This window comes from Rhizobium sp. SRDI969, from assembly GCF_025152725.1.
In the GTDB taxonomy this organism is placed as follows: domain Bacteria; phylum Pseudomonadota; class Alphaproteobacteria; order Rhizobiales; family Rhizobiaceae; genus Rhizobium; species Rhizobium leguminosarum_I.
In genome coordinates, this window is record NZ_CP104035.1 from 2211503 (window position 1) to 2236144 (window position 24642).

A 24642-nucleotide genomic window follows, 5' to 3' on the forward strand; every position below is an offset into this window, starting at 1 on the left:
CAAAGATGTTAACAACGGGTTAACGAGCCGTGAATCTCAAGCCTTCATTAATTGTGTGAGGACCTCAGATGTGTCACTACGATACTGGTGGAGCGGGTTTATGGTACGCGCCTTTGCCGAGCGAGTGGATAATGGTAGTGTTTTGATACCTTCCGTTTGAAAAAGCGGCTATCTACTCTGAAATGACATGCTTATCCGTCCTTCGTTGGGATGGAAGGCTGGAACGGCAAAGTTGTTCCCGGGTGAGGCGGAAGCCAGGGATGCGCGGTTGGGCCGGCTGACAGTAACGAGGCATACCCGAATGGCGAACAACAAATACAACGAGTCAATTGAGGACAAGGCGTTCAAGGCATTGGACGAGGCGCTCCAGATCGACTTTAGCAAGGATAACGTACCGTCTCGCCGCGGCGACGCGCCCCAGGCCCCGGAGGCTAATGTGTCTGATCCATCGAATGCGCGTAATCAGCAGGCTCAGGACGAAGCGCAGCGCCGCAGCCGCCGCGGTGCCGCCGGCGAGCAGACTTCCAGGGGTCCGGCCTTCACGCCCGCCAACGATGCCAGCCGCAATACGCCCGCCTCGATCCTGAAATCCTTTGACGGCGCCTCCAGCCGCTCGGCGGTGCGCACCGCCACCTTGTTTTCCGTGCTTTGGGTCATGGCCGGCCTCGGCCTGATGTCGCTGCTTTATGCTCCGCAGATCTGGCAGATCCGTTCGCTCGCCGACCTCGTCGCCCTGCCCGGCGTCATCGCCGGCCTCGTCGGCATCATCGTTCCCGTGATGATGTTCTACGCCTTCGCCATCATGATCTCCCGCGCCCAGGACATGCGCAACGCCGCCCGTTCCATGGCAGAGGTGGCATTGCGCCTGGCAGAGCCGGAAACCATCGCCTCCGAGCGCATCATGACCGTCGGCCAGGCCGTGCGCCGTGAGGTCTCGGCCATGAACGAGGGCATCGAGCGCACCATCGCGCGTGCCTCCGAGCTGGAAACGCTCGTCCATTCCGAAGTCAATGCGCTTGAACGTTCCTATGCCGACAACGAGTTGCGCGTGCGCGGCCTCGTCCACGAACTCGGCTCCGAGCGTGAGGCGATCGTCAACCATGCCGATCGTATCCGCACCTCGATCGGCAGTGTGCACGACCAGCTGAAGGAAGAGCTGTCGCTGGCGACCGAAGAGATCGCGGTGCGGCTTGCCACATCCGGCGAAGCCTTCGCCTCGCTGATCGATACGCGCGCCGCGACGATCCTGGAAAAATCGGACAGCGCCCTGCAGTCGATGGGCAGCCTGCTCTCTGCCAAGACAGATACCCTGCTGCAGACCCTGAACGCATCGGGTTTTGCGCTCGCCACAGAATTCGACAACCGCCTCGAAGCGCTCTCCGTCAATCTCAACGACCATGGCGAAAGACTGCTCAGCCAGTTCGAAACGCGCGCCTCGACCATGGACAGCAGCACCGAGAAGCTGAATGCGGCGCTGAGCGAGCGCACGCACCAGCTCAACGAGATCCTGATCGCCCGCACCCGCGAGATCAACGAGAGCCTGACGTCAGGCGAACGTACCATCGGCGGCACGCTTGACGACGTGCTGTCGAAGCTGAACAGCGCGCTCGACGAAAAAGGCGCAAGCTTCCGCCAGAGCCTGCAGACCACCGCCGACGACGCCGTCATGGATCTCGACGTGCGCTCCGGCTTCTTCGAGGAGCGGCTGCAGACGACCGTCGCCCAACTGTCGACCGCCTTCGACGAACGCGTCGCCGAGTTCACCAGCGCCTTCGACAAGCGAACCGGCTCGCTCGACACCAAGCTGATGGAAAGCCTCGCTCGTATCAACGAGACGCTGACCGGCGGCTCGGATTCGATCGACGGCATCCTGAATTCCGGCATCGACCGGCTTGGTTCGTCGCTATCAGACCAGTCGCTGGCGCTCGCCACCGCGCTCGCCACCGGCCACGAAGTGCTGGAAAGCACGCTCGGCAGCCGCGCAGATGAAATCACCACGGCACTCACCAGCCGCACCGGTGAACTGACCTCTGCGCTGCAGAGCGCGACTTCTGAAATCGCGCTGACCCTTGCATCAGGCACCTCCGAACTGCAGAACAACCTTCAGACGCGCTCGGCCGAATTCCGCGACACGCTGCGCACCACCACCACTGATCTGACGACTGCCGTTGCCGCTGGCACAGAACAGGTGACCGCTGCCTTCGGCGGTCGCGCCGAGGAGCTCAGCGGCGTGCTTGCTGCGCGTGCGGCCGAAATCAGCGAGGCGCTCGGCACGGCCCACGGCCGCATCGACAGCGTCATGGCAGAGCGCGGCGGCGCACTGGTCGAGGCGCTGACCACCCATCACAGCCGCTTCGAGGAAACGCTGGCAACCCGCTCCGACGCCATCATCAATGCCGTCTCCGGCACCCATGACCGTCTTGCCGAGACGCTCGATGAAAAGTCGATGGCGCTTGCCATCTCTCTGAACGAGAGCCATGCCCGCATCGAGGATACACTTGAGACGCGCTCCGAGGCCTTACTCAACGCCGTGTCTGGCACGCATGATCGTTTGTCGGAAACGCTGGACAGCAAGGCGGCGGCCCTGACGACCTCGCTCGACGAGCGCCATGCCCGCATCGAGGATGCGCTTGGAACACGCGCCGAGGCACTGTTGAACACCGTATCCGGCACGCGCGACCGTCTTGCCGAGACGCTCGACGAGAAGGCGATGGCGCTGGCCATGTCCTTGAACGAGAGCCAGGCCCGTATCGAGGAGACGCTTGAAACCCGTTCAGCCTCTCTGCTGAACGCCGTCTCAGGCACCCATGACCGTCTCTCCGAGACGCTGGACGGCAAGGCGGCAGCTTTTGCCACCTCGCTGAGCGAAGGCCATGCCCGTATCGAGAATACGCTCGAAACCCGCTCCGCGGCCCTGCTGAACGCCGTCTCCGGCACCCATGATCGCCTCTCCGAGACGCTGGACGAAAAGGCGATGGCACTCGCCATCTCGCTCAACGAAACCCAGACGCGGATCGAAGACACGCTGGAAACCCGATCGGCAGCCTTGGTGAATGCGGTCTCCGGCACGCATGACCGTCTGTCCGAGACGCTGGACGAGAAGGCGATGACGCTCGCCATCTCGCTCAACGAGAGCCAGTCGCGGATCGAAGACACGCTGGAAGCACGCTCCGAGGCCTTCCTCAAGGCCGTGTCTGGCACGCACGACCGTCTCTCGGAAACGCTCGACGAAAAGGCGACGGCGATCGCCGCCTCCCTGAACGAGGGCCAGAGCCGCCTGCAGGATACGCTGGAGAGCCGCTCGGAATCCTTCCTGAATGCGGTCTCTGCCACCCACGACCGCCTGTCCGAGACACTTGACGATCGGGCGATGGCGCTTGCCATCTCGCTGAACGAGAGCCAGAGCCGTCTCGAGGAGACGCTGACAACAGGCGCCGATGCGATCACCAATGCGGTTTCCGGCACGCATGTTGGCCTGAACGGTGTACTCGACCAGAAGGCCGCCGCCCTCGCCACTTCGCTGAGCGAAGGCCAGGCCCGCCTCGAGGAAGCCTTGGGGCACCGCACCGCCGCGATCATCGGCGCCGTGACGGCAACCCACGACCGGCTCACCGATACGCTCGACGAAAAGACCATGGCGCTCGCCATTTCGCTCGACGATAACCAGAGCCGCTTCGACAGCGTGCTCGAAGCCCGCAGCAACGCCATCATGGAGGCCGTCTCCGGTGCCGAGGCACGAGTCGCCGGTGCCTTCTCCGACAAGACCGATGCGATCCGCACCGCCTATACCGACAATCAGCAGCGGCTCGAAAATGCGCTTTCCGAGCATAGCGCCGCCCTCTCGGGTGTTCTCGATGCCGGCGGCACCCGCTTCGAGGATCTCGTCGGCGGCTTGACCGGCCGCATTGAAGGCCGTCTGACCGATGCACATACACGGCTCGGCGGCCTCGCCGACGAAGCCGCGGCGCGCATCGAGGGCGGGCTTGCCTCGGCCCATGAGCGCATCCGCACGACGCTCGAAGACCGCGCCAACGCCATAGACCTATCGCTGAACCAGGCCCATGCGCTGATCAGCGATACGCTGGCCGAACAGGCGACCAGCATCGGCACCTCGGTGGCGACGAGCGTCGGCATGCTCGAATTGTCGCTGGAGCACCGTGAAGCCGCAATCCGCCAGGCGATCGATGCCGGCGCCCAGAGATTGGAAGATCGCATGCATGCCGGCGCCGGCCAGATCGCCGGCCGCTTCCAGGAGGCGGCAAGTGCGATTTCGAGCTCCACCCAGGATTTGTCCACCCGTCTCGATCGGTCGGTCGAAAACCTGACGGGCCGTTTTGATGAAACCGGATCGCGTGTGGAAGCCGGTCTTGCGGCGATCGAGACCCGCATCCGCGACGGCGTCGGCGGTGTTGCCGAAAAGGTCGAAGCGGCCAGCGGCCAGCTGTCCGGCGTGCTTGCCGACGGCGTCTCTCGTCTCGGCGCGCTCAGCGACGACGCCACACAGCGCATCTCGGCGACGCTCGAAGGCAGCGCCGCAAACCTCACTCAGGCGATCGACAGCCGCACCGCCAATCTGGCCGAGACGCTGGACAGCCGCACCACCAGCCTGACCGGCGCTATCGATGGCCGAACCGCGAGCCTCGCCGAAACGCTCGACCGCGGCAATGAACGCATCGAGGAACGCCTCTCCACCATGGACCGTGCGTTGACCGTCGGCCTCGATGCCGTCAACCGGACCATCGAAGGCAAGGCCGCTGGTCTCGCCTCGACGCTGCGCAGTGCGGTTGCCGACGCGGCCCAGGGAATGGAAGGCGAAGCGACGAGAACCACCGAACTGCTTGGCAAGACAGGCCAGCAATTCGCCGAGGATCTCAATGTGAAAAGCGACGAATTCACCCGCACCATGGATGAGCGCTCGTCGCAGATCGTCACCCGCGTCGCCGAAGCTCAGAACCGGCTGGCAAGCCAGGCCGCTGCCGTTGCCCAAACCTTCTCGGAAGCCGGCAACGCCATCGTCAACAAAGTCGCCGAGGCTGAGACCATCGTCGGCACGCAAGTCAATGCCATCTCCAAGGTGCTGTCGGATGCCAGCCAGTCTCTGGAGTCACGCGGCAACGCCATCCGCTCGACGCTCACGGGCGCCGGCAGTGAGATTTCCGCAACCATGGCGGATGTCGACCGGGCGCTCGAAGCGCGCAGCAGCGCCATTCGCACCAATCTCGAGGAGCGAGCCCGCGAGATCGATACGACGTTCTCCGAGATCGACCGGGCGCTCGAAGCGCGCGGCAACTCGATCCGCTCGACGCTCGAGGAGCGCACCCGCGACCTCAACTCGATGTTATCAGGCCGTTCGGTCGAATTGACGCGCATCCTCGACGAGACGGCCCGCCCGATCATCGACCGCTACACTGATGCCGGCGAGCAGGCCGCCGCCCGCATCACCGCCGCAGCCAACCTCAGCGCCGACCGTCTGCGCGCCGAAAACGAAGCGCTCGCCAGCGCAGTTGCCGCCCGCACCGAGAATGTCGCCAATGCCGTCAGCGCCATCGAAAACAGCCTGGTCGGCAACGTCAACGGCCTCGTCCAGCGCATGTCGGAAAGCAGCGCGGCGATGGCGATGATGATGAACCGCGCCGCCGAGCAGCTGACCAGCGTCGACGGTCGTCTCGGCGATACCACTACGCGGTTTGCCGACTCCGCCACCAAGGCCGCCGAGATGGTCTCCGCCTCCACCAGGCTTCTCGAAGGCAAGATCGACCGCCTCTCCGACATCTCGGGCCAGACGCTGGCGCAGGTCGGCGGCATCATCGGCCGCTTCGACGAACACTCCAAGGTCCTGACCCAGGCCTCGCAGCTTCTCGGCGCCGCCCAGTCCAACCTCGCCTCGACGCTCGAGGAACGCGAGAGCGCGCTGCAGACACTCTCTGTCGGCCTCGTCCAGCGCTCCGCCGAGATCGAAAAGACCATGCAAGGCCTCGGCGGCATGATCGAGACCGTGTTCGAGCGGGCAGAACAGCGCTCCAGCCAGGTCACCGGCAATTTGCGCCAAGGCGTGCAATCCTCCTTTGCTGACATTGGCCGCATTCTCACCGAAACCGAGAAGCGCGCCCAGGAAGCGGCAGAAACGATGCGCGAGGCGATCACCCGCGCCGGCGACGAGGCCAATACGACGATCGACGGCACTTTCGCCAATGTCGAACGCCGTTCCGGCGATCTCTCCAATCGCATTCGCGGCGGTCTCACCGCCTCGCTGTCGGACGTCGAGCGCATGCTCGGCGAAGCCGGCCGCGCCTCCGACGGTGCCGCCCAGCACATGCGGGAAGCGCTGCGCGAGGCGATCGACGATGCAGTCGGCCGCTTCTCCGGCGCCACCGAAGATATCCGCCGCTCTGCCGCCGACATCCGCAGTGAACTCGACGCGACCCGTGCCGAACTGAAGCGCGGCGCCTTCGATCTTCCCGAGGAAGCCAAGGAAAGCGCCTCGGCCATGCGCCGGGCGGTCGCCGAGCAGATCAAGGCGTTGCAGGATATCTCCCAGCTCGTCGGCCGCTCCAGCCAGCAGCTTGAGATCTCCGAACCTGTCACCCGCACGCTTGCTCAGGCGCAGCCGGCCCCGCGTCCCACCCAGCCGGTCGCAGCCCAGCCGCCGCAGCCGGCAGCGCCGCCGCCGCTTGAAGCGACGGGCCTGCGCGGAACGATTGCACCGTCTGCGCCGGCTGCCGCCCCTCCGCGCGCCGCGCCGCAGCCTGCCCCCGCTCGCCAGGAGCCAGCCCGCCAGGAACCGGCGCGCGCCGAAGGCGGCGGCTGGATCAGCGATCTCCTGCGCGGCGCATCGCGTGACGAGGCCGCCGACGAAGCGCCTGCCCGCGCCCCGGCCCGCCAAGCGGAAACCGCCGCCCCTGCGACGCGCAGCAACAGCGATAGCCGCAATCCGCGGCACGTCGTCGAATCGCTGAACTCGCTCTCGGTCGATATCGCTCGCGCCATCGACCACGACGCCTCGGTCGATCTCTGGCGCCGTTATCAGCGCGGCGAGCGCGACGTCTTCACTCGTCGCCTCTATACGCTGAAGGGCCAGCAGACTTTCGACGAGATCAAGCGCAAATACGACCGCGAACCGGAATTCCGCACCGCCGTCGACCGCTATATCGGTGATTTCGAAAAGCTGCTCGCCGACGTCGCCCGCACCGACCCGAACCGGACGGTGACGCAGTCCTACCTCACCTCGGATACGGGCAAGGTCTACACCATGCTCGCTCATGCCGCAGGCAGGCTCGGCTGAGCCTGACTGGGACCTGCGGTTTGGAAAGCCGCTTGAACACGTGTCAGGCGGCTTTCGTTCTATATTGCGAGCGTGACCAGGCCTCTCTGCAGATATACAAAAGCAAAGCATTCCGAACGAAACCATCCACCGTCCAGTTACGGAAACCTCCCCGAAATGACCAAGGCCCTTCTGATCATCGACGTGCAGAACGCGATCCTCGCCGGCAAAGCCTCGCCTGAGCGGCAGCCTTACGTCGATACCGCACTCGACGAGACCGTTGCGCGCTTGGCAGTGTTGCAAGAAAAAGCTCGGCAGGCGGGCGCGCAGGTCGTGCTCGTTCAGCATGACGGCGACGTTGGCCATCGGTTGGCGGTCGGCACGCCGGGTTGGGCCCTGCGCGACGAGATCGCGCCAAGGCAGGCCGAGGTCGTTGTGCGCAAGAAAAGCGCCGACTCCTTCTTCGAGACCGATCTTGCCGAATGCCTGCACGAGCGATCAATCACTCACCTCGTCGTCGGTGGATGCATGTCGCAATTCTGTGTCGACACGACAGTCAGGCGAGCCGTGTCGCTCGGATATGATGTGACGTTGATTGCCGATGGTCACATGACCGGCGACACAGCGACCTTCACCTTCTCCGAGATCATTGCCCATCACAATGAAACGCTCGATGGTTTCGATGCCGGCAAGGCAACGGTAGAAATCCGCCCCGCCGCCGAGATCGAGTTTTCATAAATTCTCAGACCACATGAGAACCGGGACCGCCTGGCAGCACCGGATTCCGATATCTCACCGATCGGCGGCTATGCTCCAGTTATAAATGCACCGATCGAGACCGATCGCGATCTCAAGCACGAGCACGTCGTGGTCGAAGGCAGCTCCCTTCTTCGGCTGCGACCGGTAAGGCTGCGGAAAATCCGTGCGTCGCGAGATCGAGCAGACCTCCATCCACTTGTCGCCATTGTCGACCTCGATATCCATCGTCACCTCGGAATAGCCCGGCAGCCGGTCGGAAGGTACGATCCGCGTCGGCAGATGGATCAGCGATGCGACCATCCGACGGACCGGCTCTAGGCATGCGGCGTGATAGTCGTTACCGCTATCGGCCGTAAAGGCGCATTGGAATTCAAGCTGCCAGAATTCCTTCAGCCGCATGTGTTTGGTCGGCTGTTCCTGCTCGCGACGATAGGATCTGCCGGCTTGCCAGACGCAGAGCGGCAGCCGTGTCTTGGAGTGATTGCCGAGAATATGCTGCATATAGATGTAGGTCGACGGCGTGGTCTCCGGTCTCAGCACCAGCGCGGTATCGCTGGTGGAGAGCTGCTCCTGGACCCAGATATCGGCTTTCGAATAGGCGCTTGAAACAAGTGACCGCGGCATTAGCGCCGGCGCCTCGACCCTCCTGACATCCCAGGCCGGATTGACGGATCTGAGAAAACTGCGGACTTCTTGTGAGAAGAAGCCGATCATATGATCGCGCAGATGGATCTCGCGCTCCTCCCAATGGACGAGCGAATTGACATGATAAATATTGAGCACGGTGCCTGTCTCCCTGGCAGCCTTGATTGACGTGGTGAGGGGCTTTACGTCCAGCAGCGCGCCGGACGCCGATAGCGCCCGTACGTCACAGCAGGACGCGGAGACCTCGTTCGTCAAAAGCGCGCAAGATCGCAACCTGCGGGCAGGTGCTGATATGACGGGAGATGGGCGCGCGCTTCGTGCTCATGGCGAAATTCTCTACGTGCCCAGCCGGACATTGTCAAACGGCCGCAGCGAGCCGGACGTCGGTCGAAGGACATGGCGAGACAAAAGGGATCATCTGTGGATGACCCTTTTTTGTTGCCCCCGTTCCTTCATTCCGTCACAAACCTTTTTAATCCCCTTGCGTTCAAGCTCATAACCAACCGATAGAGACAGCAACATTGATGACCAAGACGACATCCAGGCTCCTTGCCACCGCGCTCTCCTCTGCTTTCCTGATGGGCGCCGTCACGCTGGCTGAGGCCGGCCAGGCAAGTTTCGTCGTCGATGCGCAGTCCGGCCAGGTCCTCGAAGGTTCGAATCAGGACGATCTGAACTATCCGGCGTCACTGACCAAAATGATGACGCTCTATCTCGCCTTCGAGGCCCTGCATGATGGACGCCTCAACTGGGACCAGAAGCTCACAATGTCGGAAAATGCCGAGAGCAAGGAGCCCTTCAAGCTCGCTGTCGGGGCCGGCCGTAAGGTGACGCTGCGCGAAGCGGTCGAAGGAATTGTGGTGCTGTCCGCCAACGACGCTGCTGTGGCGATCGCCGAGCAGCTTGGCGGCTCCGAACAGGCTTTCGCCAAGGCGATGACCGACAAGGCACGCCAGCTCGGCATGAAGGACACGGTCTTCAAGAATCCGTCGGGCCTTCCCGATCCTGAGCAAGTCACCACGGCGCGTGATATGGCGACACTCGGCGTTTCGCTGATGCGGGACTTTCCCGAGGAGTTCAAGCTCTTCTCGATGCGCGGCTTCCAGTTCCGCGGCATGAAGCTGCGCGGCCACAACAACCTCATGTATCGCTATGACGGCGTCGACGGCATCAAGACCGGCTACACCGACGCATCGGGCTACAATGTCGTGACCTCGGCGTTGAAGGATGGCCGCCGCGTGGTCGGCGTCGTCATGGGCGAAAAGACCGCGAGCATACGCGACGACAAGATGGCAAGCCTGCTGGACAGCGCTCTGTCGTCGTCATCGACCGCCACAGCTTCCACGACACCCGGCAGCCAGCCGGGAACGACGATGACGGATTCGCAACCGACGAAGTAGCCCGAAAGCTTAGCCCGCAAGCTTAGATGGTCTTCAGCGTCCAGCTGACGATTTCGCTGGCGACCGTGGAGAAGGCGCGGTCGAGGCCCTTGACGAAGCCGTCATTGCCGCCGCCGGCCGGCGCCATGGCGCGGAACACCTTCTGGGCGCGCACCGAGCCGTTGCGGTCGTTGAGGATCTTGGCGGAGATCTCGACCACCGCCTGGTTGCCGTTCGAAGCATCGATCTCGAAGGAGCGGATATCGGTAACGACTTGGTAGTCGATCGCCAGCCCCTGCCCCGGCATGCCGACGCCGCCGAGCTTGCCGGAGTTCTCGAAGGCTTCCACCAGTTTCGACTGCACTATGCGCGGCAGCTTGTCGCCCCACTGCGCCTTCGAGAGATATTGGATTTCTGACGGCGAAACACGGATAACGATCTGCTCGCTGTCGAGCGCTCTCAGCGCCGTCGGGCTGGCGATCAAGATCTGGCGGGATTTGGCTGCGGGTCCACCCCCGTCGACGGCGGCGGACAGGTCATAGGTATCGTTCTTGGCCGCGGTGCCGCACCCGGAAAGGATCAGCGCCGTCAGCGGCAGTGCGATCACCGTTCCCCTGATCCAAGAACGGCGTGACGACAGATGCGATGCGACCATATTCGGCTACCCCTGACTTCCCCAGTTTAACGCCGCGTCCGGCCGTCATATTGCTTGACCGTTTCCCCGCCGAAGATCAGGCGTTGCGGATTGCGGTCGAAGTTGGTGATCGTGTCGTTCAGATTGCTCACGGTTCCGCGCATGTCGTTGACGAGAGTCTGCACGTCGCGCAAGCCGCCGCTCGAGAATTTCTGCAGATTGTCGGCGATCGGCCCGATGCGCGAATTCAGGTTGTCCGCCACCTTCTTGAAGGATTCCAGCGTATCGCGCGCCTCAGTGAACAGCGATTGCGTATTGTCGGTGCCGAGCAGCGCATCGACCTTGATGAGAATGCCGTCGATGCGGGTCGAGGCCGAATTCAGCTTGTTGGAAAGCTGCGACACGTCCTGGATCGTCTGGTCGATATCTTTCTGACGCGCGGAAACCGTGTTGGCGACATCGCGGATCGAGGCGACGGCGACGCGCGCATCCTTGGTCGCCTGCGCGATATCGTCGACCGAACCCTTCACCTTCTGGGGATCGATCTGGGCAACGAGCGTATCGACGCGGTCGAGTGTCGCCTGCGCCTGCTTGCCGAAATCGTTGAAGGTGGTGGCCGTCTCGTCGAACTTCTGGATCGCGCCCTTGAGGTCGCCCGAAGCATCGGCGACATTGGCGGTAATCCTCTCGGCATTGGAGACGATGTTGTCGATCTTCTGTGCATCGACCGCCTTGACCAGCTTTTCGACCGCTTGCAGCGTCGAATCGACACGACCGGAGACCGCCTTCACCGTATTGGAGAGTTCACCCACGCTCTGCAGGAAGGAGTCGATATTGCCGGAATTCTTGGCAAGCGCATCCGAGAACGTCTCGGCATTCTTGAAAGTCTCGGTCAGCGGCCCGCGCGAATCTTCGATGAAACCCTGAAGTTCACCAACCGCGTCGTTGGCACGATCGAGGATCTTGTCGGCGGTTGCCAGAAGATTGGTGACGCTTGACTGGTCGGCGACGATGACGGCGCGTTTGCCGTTGTCGATCGCATGCTGGAGGATGCTTTCCTCGCCCTTCCGGCCGCCTGACAGTTCGATATAGGCGGCGCCCGTCAAGCCCTGGATTTCAAGGGCGGCCTTGGTCGAGGGGTAGATCGGCGCATCGGTGCGCACCTGGGTGAAGGCCAGTGAATATTGCGGATCGTCGGCATCGATCGATAAAGTCTGCACCGAGCCGATCTGGATGCCGTTGAAGCGCACCGGCGAGCCGACGCTGAGGCCGTTGGCCGAGCCCGGAATACGCACGATCAGTTCCGTCATCGGGCCGCCGCGGCCATATTCGGCCATCCAGTAGACGAAGCCGAAGGCAGCCGCGATCACCAGCACGGTGAAAAAACCGACAATCGTGTAATTGGCTTTGGTTTCCATCTTATCCGGTCACTTTCCGCTGCTGTCGTGCCGCGCGGCAGTAGCGTTCTGCGGCACGATCGACCGCGCGCGTTTGCCCTTGAAATAGGCCTGCACCCACGGATCGTCATAGGCCAGCATGTCGTCGATCGTGCCTTCCACCATTACTCGCTTCTTTCCGAGCACGGCAATACGGTCGCAGACCGAAAACAGGCTGTCGAGGTCGTGCGTGACCATATACACGGTCAATCCCAGACTATTGCGCAGGCTGGCGATCAGTTCGTCGAATTCGGCCGCGCCGATCGGGTCGAGGCCGGAGGTTGGCTCGTCCAGGAAGACCAGTTCCGGATCGAGTGAGAGCGCGCGCGCAAGGGCTGCGCGCTTGATCATGCCGCCAGACAGTTCGGAGGGATATTTGTCGGCGGCATCGGCTGCAAGCCCGACCATACGGATCTTCAGATGCGCCAGCTCATCCATCAGCGAGGTCGGCAAGTCGAGATATTCGCGCATCGGCACCTGGATGTTTTCCTTGACCGTCAGCGACGAAAACAGTGCTCCCTGCTGGAACAGCACGCCGAGCCGCATGTCGAGCGCGTTGCGCTGCGGCTCGTCGAGTTCGTCGAAATTCTGGCCGAGGATCTTGATCGTGCCGGAGCGGCGCGGCAGCAGCCGGAGCACCGTGCGCATCAGCACCGATTTGCCGGTGCCCGACGCGCCGACGAAGCCGAGGATCTCGCCGCGGTAGATATTGAGGTTCAGATTGTCGAGCACGACCTTGGAGCCGAAGCCGACGGTGACGTCGCGCGCCGACAGCACGATGTCCCTTTCGTCCTTGTCTTCCGTATCGATCGGTTTCTCGTCCACGCGATTCGCCATGCTAGAAGTCGATCGCTGCATAGAACATCGCAAAAAGCCCGTCCATCAGGATGACGACGAAAATCGCCTTCACCACCGAGGCCGTGACATGCTGGCCGAGCGATTCCGCGCTGCCGCCCACCTTCAGCCCCTCGACGGCGGCGACGATGCCGATGACCAGCGCCATGAACGGCGCCTTGATCATGCCCGACAGCACGGTCGACAGCGTCACCGCCTCGTGCAGGCGCGACAGGAAGTTGGCGAAGGTGATGCCGGAATAGCCCCAGGCGACAGCGGCAGCCCCTCCCAGCGAAGCGAAATTTGCCAGCACCGTCAAAAGCGGCAGCGCAATGGTCAGCGCCACCAGCCGCGGGAAGATCAGCACGCCGATCGGGTTCAGCCCCATCACCTTCAGCGCGTCGATCTCCTCGCGCATCTTCATCGAGCCGATTTCGGCGGTGATCGCGCTGCCCGAGCGGCCGGCGATCATGATCGAGGTCAGAAGCACGCCGATTTCGCGCAATTGCAGGATGCCGACGAGATCGACGACAAAAACCTCAGCGCCGAAGTAGCGCAGCTGAAAGGCGCCCTGCTGGGCAATGATCGCCCCGATCAGAAACGACATCAGCAGGATGATCGGGACGGCGCGAACGCCCATATGGTCGATCTGGTTGACGATTGAGGCCGGTGAAACGCCGCTGCCGCGGCCGAATTTCATCTGGGCGCCGCGCACCGCCGAGCCGAGGATATACATGGCGGCAGCGAAATTGTCCCAGATCTCATAGGTCATTTTGCCGATCGGCGCGAAGATGCGCGCAATAAGCGAGACTTTCTCCGTCTGCTCCGGCTCGGGCTTGGCCGGCTCCTCGGAAAACATCTCCAGCATTTCGTCGATATGCGGATTGGTGCCTTCGAAGCGAACCACCCGGCCGCTCGCCTCTTCTTGTTTCTTCAGCCGGCACAGCAGCCAGATGCCGGCGGTGTCAATATCCGAAACGTCCGAGAGGTCTACGGTCAAGTCACCGGTCTTTTTCTGCAGCAGCTTTTCGAAATCGCGCAGCACCAGATGGATGTAGGCGCTGCGCCAATTTCCTTGAAGACGCACACGCTGTCCCGAGCCATCAGCCTGGTCGTCCACATCAAGGGAGGCGGCGTTGCGATTCTCGGCGTTCAAGATACTTGTGTCTTTCAAGGCTTATAGCGACATTGCCGACTCGCGAAGCAGATCGTTCGTCGCCCGGCGCGTCAATATACAGAAGCACCGTGCAATTTCCATGCTCGTAGGAGAGCAATAATGCCGCGCACCCTCGATATCCAGATGAATTCCTTTCCGATTGCCGGGACCTTCACTATCTCGCGCGGGGCAAAGACCGAGGCCGAAGTGATCACCTGCACGCTTGTCGAAAAGGGTGCGCAGGGGCGCGGCGAATGCGTGCCTTACCGCCGCTACGGCGAGACCATGCAGAGCGTTTTCGCCCAGATCGACGCGGCGCGACCGCTGATCGAGGCCGGCATTTCGCGCAGCGACCTGCTATCGGCCATGCCGCCGGGCGCGGCCCGCAACGCCGTCGATTGTGCCCTCTGGGATCTCCAGGCAAAACAGACAGGAGACAGCGTCGCCGCCCGCCTCGGCATTGCCGCTCCGCAGCCGCTCACCACCGCTTACACCATCTCGCTCGGCACGCCGGAGGTGATGGCCGCCCAGGCGCGCGAGCATGCCGGCCGCGCCCTGCTGAAGGTCAAGGTCGGCACCGGCGACGATGAAAGCCGCATCCGCGCCGTCCGCGTCGCCGCGCCCGACGCCGCCATCATTCTCGACGCCAATGAGGGCTGGCCGGAGGCCGTGTTGGAGCGTCATCTCCATATTGCCGCAGAAGCAGGCATCGCCCTCGTCGAGCAGCCGCTGCCGGCTGGCCGCGATGGGCTGCTCGCCGAAATCAACCGCCCGCTCCTCGTCTGCGCCGACGAGAGCGTCCACCATACCGGCGATCTCGCGAGCCTCGCCGACCGCTACGACGCGATCAATATCAAGCTCGACAAGACCGGCGGACTGACGGAGGCGCTGTCGATGAAGGTCGAGGCCGAACGGCTCGGATTCAGCATCATGATCGGCTGCATGGTCGGTACCTCGCTTGCCATGGCGCCCGCCGTTCTGCTCGCCCAAAATGCCGATTTCGTCGATCTCGACGGCCCGTTGCTGCTGGCCCGCGACCGCGAACCCGGCCTGCGCTACGCCGCTTCGCTGGTCTTTCCGCCCGAAAGCACCCTCTGGGGTTGAAGGTAATAGGCTGAGATGACGAGGCAGAGGCCGGAAAACGCGATCAGCGCCATGACGTAATAGCTGACAACGCCGAGCCAGGCGTAGAGATAACCCGACGCCAGGGTCATCAGCGCCATCGCCATGCCGACATAGAAGAAATAGGCGCCCTGCGCTGATGATTCCTGCGTTTCCTGAACCGTCGCCATGATCCGCCGCTGCACGCCGGTATGCACGAAGGCGTAGGTAAAGCCGTGGAAACATTGCAGCAGGAAGAAACCGGCAAAACCGGTATTCATCGGAAACAGGATCCAGCGGCAGACGCTGATGGCGCAGCCGAAGCGGATCAGCGTCCAGGCGTCGAAGCGACGGTTGAGACGCTTCGACAGGAAGAACACCGTCACTTCCGAAGCGACGCCGGCGCTCCAGAGCAGCCCGACCTCAGTGCCGGAGAAGCCGAGCTGATGCCAGTAGATCGAGGAAAAAGCGTTGAGCACCGCATGGCTCGACTGCTGGATGGCGACGCCGATCAAAAGCAGCAGCAGGTGCGGCTCGCGCAGGCCGCTGCCGGTGGCGGCCGGAATGTTGATCGGCTGGCCGCGGCGCCGCGTCGGCCCGATGCGCGGACAGAAGATCGCCATGACAACGGTCATGATAAAGCCGAACACCATGACATCAAGCACCATCCCGCCGCCCCATCGGCTGATCATCTGGCCACCAACCAGCGTCGAGACGATGAAGGCGATCGAGCCCCACACGCGCATCGACCCGTAATCGAGCCCCCAGCGGCGCACACCTGAGATGACGATCGATTCGACGATAGGCACATAGGGCGCGAAGGTGGCGCCCTGCAGCGCATAGATGATCGCCACGGGCCAGAAGGTCGTCGTCCAGAAGAGCGCGATCGCCGTCAGCAGCGACATGCCGCCCGACCAAAGCAGCACGTCGGCGCGCTCCTTCAAGCGGTCGGCGATCATGGCGACGACAGGCGCCACCAGCACGCGAACCACCATCGGTATGGCAAGGATGATGCCGATTTCGTGGTCGCTGAAGCTGTGGGTTGCGAGCCAGACGGGAAAGAACGGCAGGACGATGCCGTTGACGAGCAGCGGCGCGCAATAGGAAAGCGCGCTGAGCAGCCGGAAACGCGGCGGCGCTCCCTCACCCGTCGGGGAATTTTGAGCGGGAATCATAGGTGGACCTGCAGGAAACTGGACGCTGTCCTAACACACCACCCTGGAGGCGACTATTGCGAGAAATAACCGTTCTGAAACGTTTTAGAAAATAAACAAGGCCTGTCGCCAAACGGTAACGGCCAAATACCTACTGTTTTATTTTAAGTGTTTGCGGCGTCCTATACGCGTCTGAAAAGACGCGCGGCGCTGTAAAGCGCAAACGCGGATGCGCCGCCGCCAGAATCAAGCGGCCTGCGGGGCCAGTTCGCCCTCATCATGCATTTCGATGGCGGCAAGCGCCGGCACGCTACTGGCAAGCGCCCGCCAGGTGATCAGTTCGAACGTGCCATCCTCGTGCTCGGCGACCGCCGTGCAGCTTTCCACCCAATCGCCGGTATTGATGTAGCGGATGCCGTCCATGTCCTGGATGATGGCATGGTGGATATGTCCGCAGATCACCCCGTCGGCGCCGTTTTTGCGGGCTTCCTCGGCCACGACGCGCTCGAATTCACCGATGAAATTGACCGCATGTTTGACCTGCAGCTTCGCCCAGGCCGAGAATGACCAGTAGGGCATGCCAAGCCGGCGGCGCACCGCCGCCAGGATGACGTTGATGCGGATCGCCGTGTCATAGGCCCAGTCGCCGAGATAGGCCAGCAGTCGGGCGTTGCGGACGACGATGTCGAACTCGTCGCCGTGCAGGATCAGGTATTTCTTGCCGTCGGCGCCGTCAAGCATCATGCGCTCGACGACTTCGATGCCGCCGAAATGCATGCCCGGGAAGGCGCGCAGGAATTCGTCGTGATTGCCGGGAATATAGACGACGCGCGTGCCCTTGCGCGCCTTGCGCAACAGCTTCTGGACGACATCGTTGCAGACCTGCGGCCAGTACCAGCTGCGCTTCAGGCGCCAACCGTCGACGATGTCGCCGACGAGCACGATCGTATCGGCCTCGTGGTGGCGCAGGAAATCCAGCAGGAAGTCGGCCTTCGCGGCCTTCGAGCCGAGATGGACATCGGAAATGAAGAGCGTGCGGAAATGTCTGGGTTCCATCATGTCTTTCACGAGCTGCCGCTCATGTCCCATCTTTCATCTAGCCTTCCAAAACCAGACTCGTGTTTCAGGAAGATGACAAGCTGGGGAAAAGCCCTGCAACCCGTCCATTCCGCGCGGCCGCCTGGCCGTCGCCGCGCGTGCAGCACGCCCGTCGCCGCCAAGCCCACTGACGAGGTTGCCGTGCGCATTCAGGGCGTTCATGATGACGGCGATTCCATATCCGACAATGCGGGATGGCTGATGCGTCTCTTTCTCGTTCGCCACGGCGAATCCCTCGGCAACATCAACGAACAGGCCTACCGCCAATTCGGCGATCACAATGTGCCGCTGACGCAGTGGGGCCATCGGCAGGCGCTCGAAGCAGGCGGCGTGATCGCCTCCTATCTGCAAGCACTGCCGAGCGCGGGTTTCGGCAAGCTGCATATCTGGTATTCGCCCTTTCTGAGGACGCGGCAGAGCAAGGATGCGCTGCTCGAAGCCCTGCCGGCAAGCTTCATCGGCGATATCAGGGAAGACTATCTGCTGCGCGAACAGGATTTCGGTCTCTTCACCGAAATCTACGACCGCGCCGAACAGAAGCGGAAGTTTCCCGAAGAGTTCGAAAGATGGGCGAGGCTGCGCAGCAACAGCGGCAAGTTCTACGCACGGCCGCCGGATGGCGAAAGCCGGGCGGATGTGGCCCAGCGGGTGCGCCTGTTCCTCCAGACCGTCATGCACGATGCCGAAAATAGCGACCACAACGTCGTGATCGTCGGTCATGGCGTCACCAACCGGGCGGTCGAAATGAATTTCCTGCACCGCCCTGTCGAATGGTTCGAGCACTCCGACAATCCCGGAAACGCCGATATCACCCTGATCGAGGGGACGCGCTCGCAAGGATACGAGTCGATCCTGCTGCATCAGGCCGCCGACCGGCAGCCGGGACAGGAAGGCGAACTGCGCGATGCCTATGGCGCGGACGTGACGATCACGCCGAAGCCCGGCAGGTAGCGACGCCGGACCGAAACGATCGGCATGTCACCGGCCAAGGACATTATGCTACGAGCGCCAGAACATCGTGCCGCCGCGCGTTGAGCAAGCGCGCGACGGAGTGATTCAATGCCTTGATTTCGCCACCCCGTCAGGCGGCGCGCACGGCCGCCACGGGTTTGACGTTCTGGTTCATGCGGAACAGGTTGTTCGGATCGTAGCGCAGCTTGATTTCGGCAAGGCGGTGGTAGTTGGTCCCGTATGCTATTTCGACCCGATCGGTTTCGTCTTCCGGCATGAAGTTGATATAGGCGGTACCGACCGAATGCGGCTTGGTTGCCTCGAAAAGCTCACGCGCCCAGCCGGTGCAGCTTCCGTCCATCCCGGCTTCCCGCCAGCGCGCATGCACATTCATGACGAAATGCGAGCTGCGCTGCGGAAACGCGGTGGCTTCGGTCGGAACACGCCCGGCCGCACCGCCGACATGGCCGATGAAGATCTCGCATTCCGGGCCGGGCAGCTTGCGCACGGCATTGAGCAGGACGTCGATCGCCGGATCCGAAAGCGAGGCGAAATCCTGGCTCTTCCAGTAATTGCGCGCACCTGGCGTGAGCAACGGGTCGAACGCCTGCTGCCAGCCGGCGAACGGCACCGGGCCGACGACGTCGGCAATCGGATTTCCGATCGCACGTAATCTGGCCGTCGCCTTTTCTCCCGCTGCGATGTCTCCGCAATAACACATCGCCAGCACGACGATTTCCTTTCCGTGCCATTCGGCGGGAAGGAACGGCAGCGGCGGCGCCTGGCGCATCACCACCCAGCAGGTCAGTTCGTCAGGTGCCGCCTCCAGCGCCTGCCGGTACTCCTTGAGCACCGTTTCCGCATCGGCGAAGGGATGTACGACCAGCCCGGCGAGAACCTCCGTGGTGAGAGGGTTAAGCTTGAACTCGAACGAGGTCACGACGCCGAAATTGCCGCCGCCGCCGCGTAGCGCCCAGAAGAGGTCGGGTTTTTCCGTCTCGCTCGCCTTGACCAACTCGCCGTCGGCCGTCACCACATCTACCGAAAGCAGATTGTCGATCGTCAGCCCGAATTTGCGGGTCAGCCAGCCGAAGCCACCGCCCAACGTCAACCCGGCGATGCCGGTGGTCGAATTGATGCCCGTCGGCAGCGCCAGCCCGAAGGCCAGCGTTTCCTTGTCGACATCGGCAAGTGTTGCGCCCGGCTCGATCCTGGCGCGCCGCGTCTGCGGATCGACCCGCACCGATTTCATCGCCGACAGGTCGATGACGACGCCACCCTCGCAGACGGCATTGCCGGCGATGCCGTGGCCGCCGCCGCGCACCGAAACGAGCAGATTATTGTCACGCGCAAACCGCACCGCCCGCACGACATCCGCAGCACCTGCGCAGCGCGCGATCAGCCCCGGCCGGCGATCGATCATTGCATTCCAGATCGCCCGCGCCTCGTTGTAATCCACGTCCTTACTGGTCAGAAGACTGCCGCGAAATCCGGCGGCAAAGGCATCGATGGCCACGTCATTGACCATCGTCTGACCCCTTTGCAGGGTCGTCAGGTTCAAATTGTCCATGGTTTCCTCCATGCGACCGGCGCCCCGCACCGTCGCGGCCGGCATTTTGCGCCCGTTGCCGCGGCCAGACAAGCTTCCAGAAGGATTAGCTAACTGAAACGATCGCAATCGAATTGGTCCGACGACCCCTCTGATTCGCGGGCAGAGCGGGTGTGCCATTTGACCCTTTGCGAAAACTTGAGCCACCCCGCATTTCCATACTGTCGCCCGTAGCCGATTGATGTATGGAGGGAGCTCAAAAGACGTGCACGGAGGCGGCGATGGATCACCTGGAAAAATCGAAGACGGAAAAGAACTTGACGAGCGGCGATCTCGACGAGCAGGCGCTTTTCTTCCACCGCTATCCCCGCCCCGGCAAGCTGGAGATCCAGGCGACCAAGCCGCTCGGCAACCAGCGCGACCTGGCGCTCGCCTATTCGCCGGGCGTTGCCGCCCCTTGCCTTGCCATCCGCGACAATCCCGAAATGGCGGCCGAATATACCTCGCGCGCCAATCTCGTCGCCGTCATCTCCAACGGCACCGCCGTGCTCGGCCTCGGCAATATCGGCCCGCTTGCCTCCAAGCCGGTCATGGAGGGCAAGGCCGTGCTCTTCAAGAAATTCGCCGGCATCGACGTCTTCGACATCGAGATCGACGCCGCAGCCGTCGACCAGATGGTTTCGACCATCGCCTCGCTGGAGCCGACTTTCGGCGGCATCAATCTTGAGGACATCAAGGCGCCGGAATGTTTCGAGGTCGAGCGGCGCCTGCGCGAGAAGATGAAAATCCCGGTCTTCCACGACGACCAGCACGGCACGGCGATCATCGTTGCCGCCGCGATCCTGAACGGGCTGGAACTCGCCGGCAAGGACATCGCCGACATCAAGATCGTCGCCTCCGGCGCCGGTGCTGCCGCCCTTGCCTGCCTCAACCTGCTGGTCATTCTCGGGGCGAAGCGCGAAAACATCTGGGTCCACGATCTAGAAGGCCTGGTCTATGAGGGCCGGGTCGAGCTGATGGACGAATGGAAATCCATCTACGCCCAGAAGAGCGATACGCGCACGCTCGCCGAAAACATCGGCGGCGCCGACGTCTTTTTGGGCCTTTCGGCCGCCGGCGTGCTGAAACCCGAGCTGCTGGCGCAGATGGCCGACAAGCCGCTGATCATGGCGCTCGCCAATCCGACGCCGGAGATCATGCCCGATCTCGCCCGTGCCGCCCGCCCCGACGCAATGATCTGCACCGGCCGTTCGGATTTCGCCAACCAGGTCAACAACGTCCTCTGCTTTCCCTATATCTTTCGCGGCGCGCTCGATTGCGGCGCTGAGACGATCAACGAGGAAATGAAGATGGCGGCGGTGCGCGCCATCGCAGCCCTTGCCCGCGAAGAGCCGTCCGATGTCGCCGCCCGCGCCTATTCCGGTGAAACTCCGGTCTTCGGCCCCGACTACCTGATCCCCTCGCCCTTCGATCCGCGCCTGATCCTGCGCATCGCGCCTGCCGTTGCCAAGGCCGCCGAACAGAGCGGCGTCGCGCGCCGCCCGATCCAGGATTTCGACGCCTATCTCGACCAGTTGAACCGCTTCGTCTTCCGCTCCGGCTTCGTCATGAAGCCGATCTTCACCGCGGCCAAGGCTGCAGAGCGCAAGCGTGTCATCTTCTCCGAAGGTGAGGACGAGCGCGTGCTCCGCGCCGCCCAGGTGCTGCTTGAGGAAGGCCTTGCCGAACCGATCCTGATTGGCCGCCCGCAAGTCATTGAGACGCGCCTGAAGCGCTACGGCTTGCGCATTCGGCCGTTGCAGGATTTCGAGGTCATCAACCCGGAAGACGATCCGCGCTTCCGCGAATATGTCGATCTCTATTTCTCCCTCGTCGGCCGCCGCGGCGTCATCCCGGAAGCGGCCCGCACGATCGTACGCACCAACACCACCGTCATCGGCGCGCTGGCGCTGAGGCGCGGCGAGGCCGATGCGCTGATCTGCGGCCTCGAAGGCCGCTACGAGAAGCACCTGCGCGACGTCCGCCAGATCATCGGCAAGCGCAAGAATGTCCGCGATTTCTCCGCACTCAGCCTGATGATTTCGCAGCGCGGCGCCACCTTCTTCACCGACACCTACGTCACCTTCAATCCGACTGCCGAGGAGGTTGCCGAGGCGACGGTGCTGGCGGCCGAGGAAATCCGCCGTTTCGGCCTCACGCCGCGCGCCGCGCTAGTCTCGCATTCCAACTTCGGCTCGCGTGAGTCCGAAAGCGCCACGAAGATGCGCAACGCCCTGCAGCTCGTGCGCGAAGCCGCGCCCGACCTCGAGGTCGACGGCGAGATGCACGGCGAAAGCGCCATCACCGAAGCGCTGCGCAAGCGCGTCATGCCGGACACGACCCTGCACGACGAGGCGAACCTCCTGGTCTTCCCGAACCTCGACGCCGCCAACATCACCCTCGGTGTGGTCAAGTCGATGACCGACGGCCTGCATGTCGGCCCGATCCTGCTCGGCACCGCCCTGCCCGCCCACATTCTCGCCCCCTCGGTCACCTCCCGCGGCGTCGTCAATATGGCGGCACTCGCCGTCGTCGAGGCATCGCAACCGGCTTGAGCCGGCTCAGACTGCCGACAAAGCCGGCAACGCCTCTTTCGTCATGCTCGGGCTTGTCCCGAGCATCTGCAGCCGGTTGATATCGAGCAGATATGAGGCCCGGGGCGTGGGATAGTACGAGCGGCCCCTGAAGCCGCTCCGACACATGTCCTGATGCCCTACCAGGCACTCCGTATCGACAGACGTCCTTTATCCGCGAGCGCATCCGCGCGCTCGTTGCCGGCAATGCCGGAATGGCCTTTGCACCAGGCAATGGTCACCAGGCCATTCTGGGATAGTTGAAGATCGACCGCCTTCCAGAGTTCCGCATTGGCGATCGTTCGCCTTCGCGCATTCCCATTCGGGCTGCTTTTCTTCCAGCCGTTGTTCTTCCAGATATGTCGCCAGCTGTTGCAGCCTTTGATGGCGTAGATGGAATCCGACCAGATGGTCACGGGCTCGCCGCTTGCCTCGCTGTTGATCCAAACCACAGCCTTGAGGACGGCCATCACTTCCATCGAATTATTGGCGGAATCTTCCGCGCCACCGAAGCCGGACGCAATTTCCGCGGCATCGCAATAAACGACGAATGCCCAACCTCCGTGCCCAGGACCGGGTTCATAACAGCCGTCCACGAAGACGTGGAAGCCGTGTTGGGTTTCCGGCAGCCCGACTATCGTTGCGGGAGCTGAGTTCATTGGCAATTCCTGTCATTTTCAGCGTCCGGATATGAGTACGTTTCTCAAGCGCCCCAGGAGATTGGAGTGGGCACTTGGCCTCGTTGATTACCATCGGCAGCTTCTTCATAATCGAACACTGGGTCTTTGGCTGTCCGCTGGATAAAATCCCGAAAATACGCTAGGAATATCTCCAAGCTTATTAAGAGAAACAAGCTAAGAGACAAGGCGCGGCGGATGGACGCCGACAGTGACCGATCGATTCTTTGCTCATTCCGGGGCGACGCCGTGAAACGCCGAAACCTGTCTCTTGCCCTCTTCCTTGTCTTCGCAGCGCCCGCTGCCGGGCAGTCCATTACTATCTGTGAGGATCTGCGTGGCCGCCTCGCCGACCTGCCGCGGTCGATCGGCAATACCAACGGTCCGGAAGCGCGCCAATATGCCAGCGCCATGGCCGAGCAGAACCTCGAGCTGCGCAAGGTCCGCAACGAGCTGCGCGGCAACGGCTGCACCTCGGGCAGCATGGTCGTCATCGGCGGCGAAAATGCCGATTATTGCGCCGAGCTGTCGCAGTCCGAAGCCCGGATGATCGACAACATCCGCTATCTCCAGGACCGCCGTGACGAGCTGCGCAACCAGACCGACGGCAATGAGGACGCGCGCCGCGAGCTGACCGCCGCTCTCGACCGCAATGGCTGCAACAGCGAAAACTTCTATGCCCCGAGCGATCGCAGCGCCGACGACCTCGCCCCGAGCGTCGAAGAACAGGCGATGCGCACCGACACCTTTATTCCGCTCGGCGGCGGTGAAGAGGTCGATCCGCGTTACGGCGTGCCGCGGGCCGAAATGCTCTCGCCGGTCAGCACCATGTGCGTGCGCAGCTGTGACGGCGGCTTCTTTCCGATCAGTTCGAACGCCACATCGGTCGATTTCGGCCGCGACGCACAGACCTGCGCCAAGATGTGCCCGGGCATCGAGACCGAACTGTTCTATCGTGACGTGACGAGCACCGAAGCCTCGAACATGATCTCGGTCGCAACGGGCACGCCCTACAGCGCCATGAAAAATGCCTTTGCCTACAAGAACCGCACGCCCGGGGAAAAGTCCTCCTGCGCCTGCAATCTCACCGCCTATTATGAGGAGATGCGCGGCAAGCAGGTGGTGAGCGAACCACCGCAGCAGAGCTCCATTACCACTATCCGCACCAATCCCCCGGCGAAGGATGCCGCAGCTGCGCCGCAACCATCCGTTCCCGAGCGCCCCTACGATCCGACGCAGAACCGCGTCCGTCAGGTCGGCCCCCAGTTTCTCGCCGGCGATCAGGGCTCGATCGACCTCACCAATCCGGCAACGCCGGGCCCGCAACCACAACAACAGCAGTGATATCAATCAAGCCACCCAAACCGCGCGGCGGTTTTGGGACTACGACATGCGT

General features: G+C 62.8%; 15 protein-coding genes and 1 pseudogene. 7 read left to right on the forward strand and 9 right to left on the reverse strand.

Going from position 1 to position 24642, the window contains the following annotated elements; translation table 11 throughout:
- Nucleotides 1-301 precede the first annotated feature (301 nt).
- Nucleotides 302-7282 (forward strand): hypothetical protein, encoded by a 6981-nt coding sequence (locus tag N2A41_RS11180; protein ID WP_260110951.1) that lies wholly within the window; start codon nt 302-304, stop codon nt 7280-7282.
- 156 nt (nt 7283-7438) lie between these two features.
- Nucleotides 7439-7999, forward strand: a complete 561-nt coding sequence (locus tag N2A41_RS11185; RefSeq protein ID WP_222385165.1) for a cysteine hydrolase family protein — start codon at nt 7439-7441, stop codon at nt 7997-7999.
- A 54-nt stretch (nt 8000-8053) separates the two neighbouring features.
- Here the strand turns inward: N2A41_RS11185 and N2A41_RS11190 are convergent, their stop codons facing one another.
- The gene (locus N2A41_RS11190; RefSeq protein ID WP_222385166.1) at nt 8054-8803 is read right to left on the reverse strand and encodes an aminoacyl--tRNA ligase-related protein; all 750 of its coding nucleotides are present in this window, start codon (nt 8801-8803) and stop codon (nt 8054-8056) included.
- A gap of 386 nt (nt 8804-9189) precedes the next feature.
- On the opposite strand from N2A41_RS11190, the gene N2A41_RS11195 reads away from it, so the two are divergent.
- Nucleotides 9190-10065 carry a D-alanyl-D-alanine carboxypeptidase family protein gene (locus N2A41_RS11195; RefSeq protein ID WP_170255771.1) on the forward strand — a complete coding sequence of 292 codons (876 nt, stop codon included), beginning with the start codon at nt 9190-9192 and terminating at the stop codon, nt 10063-10065.
- Nucleotides 10066-10087: 22 nt separating this feature from the next.
- Here the strand turns inward: N2A41_RS11195 and N2A41_RS11200 are convergent, their stop codons facing one another.
- From N2A41_RS11200 to N2A41_RS11215, 4 genes are read right to left on the reverse strand one after another with little or no spacing between them, the layout of a single operon-like run.
- Nucleotides 10088-10699: an ABC-type transport auxiliary lipoprotein family protein gene (locus N2A41_RS11200; protein WP_017964530.1), complete on the reverse strand. Its 612-nt coding sequence runs from the start codon at nt 10697-10699 to the stop codon at nt 10088-10090.
- Between the two features lie 26 nt (nt 10700-10725).
- Nucleotides 10726-12096, reverse strand: coding sequence for an MlaD family protein (locus N2A41_RS11205; RefSeq protein WP_260110952.1), 1371 nt, complete (start codon nt 12094-12096; stop codon nt 10726-10728).
- Between the two features lie 9 nt (nt 12097-12105).
- Nucleotides 12106-12951 (reverse strand): ABC transporter ATP-binding protein, encoded by an 846-nt coding sequence (locus tag N2A41_RS11210; protein WP_170255769.1) that lies wholly within the window; start codon nt 12949-12951, stop codon nt 12106-12108.
- Nucleotide 12952: 1 nt separating this feature from the next.
- Entirely contained in the window at nt 12953-14122 is a 1170-nt protein-coding gene (locus N2A41_RS11215) for an MlaE family lipid ABC transporter permease subunit (RefSeq protein WP_222385167.1), read from the reverse strand.
- Between the two features lie 102 nt (nt 14123-14224).
- Here N2A41_RS11215 and dgcA point away from each other — a divergent pair, with 102 nt between their 5' ends.
- Entirely contained in the window at nt 14225-15208 is a 984-nt protein-coding gene (gene dgcA, locus N2A41_RS11220) for an N-acetyl-D-Glu racemase DgcA (protein ID WP_222294799.1), read from the forward strand.
- Here dgcA and N2A41_RS11225 read toward each other — a convergent pair.
- Complete coding sequence (locus N2A41_RS11225) at nt 15160-16380, reverse strand: MFS transporter (protein WP_170281231.1); 1221 nt, start codon at nt 16378-16380, stop codon at nt 15160-15162. The genes dgcA and N2A41_RS11225 overlap by 49 nt on opposite strands.
- A gap of 225 nt (nt 16381-16605) precedes the next feature.
- On the reverse strand, nt 16606-17448 hold the full coding sequence (locus N2A41_RS11230) for a UDP-2,3-diacylglucosamine diphosphatase (protein WP_017964536.1): 843 nt from the start codon (nt 17446-17448) through the stop codon (nt 16606-16608).
- Between the two features lie 210 nt (nt 17449-17658).
- Between N2A41_RS11230 and N2A41_RS11235 the strand changes: the two genes are divergently transcribed.
- Entirely contained in the window at nt 17659-18408 is a 750-nt protein-coding gene (locus tag N2A41_RS11235; protein WP_170281297.1) for a histidine phosphatase family protein, read from the forward strand.
- A 130-nt stretch (nt 18409-18538) separates the two neighbouring features.
- Here N2A41_RS11235 and N2A41_RS11240 read toward each other — a convergent pair whose 3' ends face one another.
- Nucleotides 18539-19978 (reverse strand): FAD-binding oxidoreductase, encoded by a 1440-nt coding sequence (locus N2A41_RS11240; protein ID WP_260110953.1) that lies wholly within the window; start codon nt 19976-19978, stop codon nt 18539-18541.
- A gap of 260 nt (nt 19979-20238) precedes the next feature.
- Here N2A41_RS11240 and N2A41_RS11245 point away from each other — a divergent pair, with 260 nt between their 5' ends.
- Complete coding sequence (locus N2A41_RS11245; RefSeq protein ID WP_222385169.1) at nt 20239-22551, forward strand: NADP-dependent malic enzyme; 2313 nt, start codon at nt 20239-20241, stop codon at nt 22549-22551.
- Nucleotides 22552-22709: 158 nt separating this feature from the next.
- Here the strand turns inward: N2A41_RS11245 and N2A41_RS11250 are convergent.
- A pseudogene (locus N2A41_RS11250) lies at nt 22710-23244 on the reverse strand (ribonuclease H family protein).
- 251 nt (nt 23245-23495) lie between these two features.
- Here N2A41_RS11250 and N2A41_RS11255 point away from each other — a divergent pair.
- Nucleotides 23496-24590: a DUF2865 domain-containing protein gene (locus N2A41_RS11255; RefSeq protein WP_170261018.1), complete on the forward strand. Its 1095-nt coding sequence runs from the start codon at nt 23496-23498 to the stop codon at nt 24588-24590.
- The last annotated feature ends 52 nt before the right edge of the window (nt 24591-24642 follow it).

Bases quoted from the DNA above. Each gene is read 5' to 3' on its own strand.
- N2A41_RS11180 (WP_260110951.1), top strand. From the start codon at position 302: ATGGCGAACAACAAATACAACGAGTCAATTGAGGACAAGGCGTTCAAG.
- N2A41_RS11185 (WP_222385165.1), top strand. From the start codon at position 7,439: ATGACCAAGGCCCTTCTGATCATCGACGTGCAGAACGCGATCCTCGCC.
- N2A41_RS11195 (WP_170255771.1), top strand. From the start codon at position 9,190: ATGACCAAGACGACATCCAGGCTCCTTGCCACCGCGCTCTCCTCTGCT.
- N2A41_RS11200 (WP_017964530.1), bottom strand. From the start codon at position 10,699: ATGGTCGCATCGCATCTGTCGTCACGCCGTTCTTGGATCAGGGGAACG.
- N2A41_RS11205 (WP_260110952.1), bottom strand. From the start codon at position 12,096: ATGGAAACCAAAGCCAATTACACGATTGTCGGTTTTTTCACCGTGCTG.
- N2A41_RS11210 (WP_170255769.1), bottom strand. From the start codon at position 12,951: ATGGCGAATCGCGTGGACGAGAAACCGATCGATACGGAAGACAAGGAC.
- dgcA (WP_222294799.1), top strand. From the start codon at position 14,225: ATGCCGCGCACCCTCGATATCCAGATGAATTCCTTTCCGATTGCCGGG.
- N2A41_RS11225 (WP_170281231.1), bottom strand. From the start codon at position 16,380: ATGATTCCCGCTCAAAATTCCCCGACGGGTGAGGGAGCGCCGCCGCGT.
- N2A41_RS11230 (WP_017964536.1), bottom strand. From the start codon at position 17,448: ATGGGACATGAGCGGCAGCTCGTGAAAGACATGATGGAACCCAGACAT.
- N2A41_RS11235 (WP_170281297.1), top strand. From the start codon at position 17,659: ATGCGTCTCTTTCTCGTTCGCCACGGCGAATCCCTCGGCAACATCAAC.
- N2A41_RS11240 (WP_260110953.1), bottom strand. From the start codon at position 19,978: ATGGACAATTTGAACCTGACGACCCTGCAAAGGGGTCAGACGATGGTC.
- N2A41_RS11245 (WP_222385169.1), top strand. From the start codon at position 20,239: ATGGATCACCTGGAAAAATCGAAGACGGAAAAGAACTTGACGAGCGGC.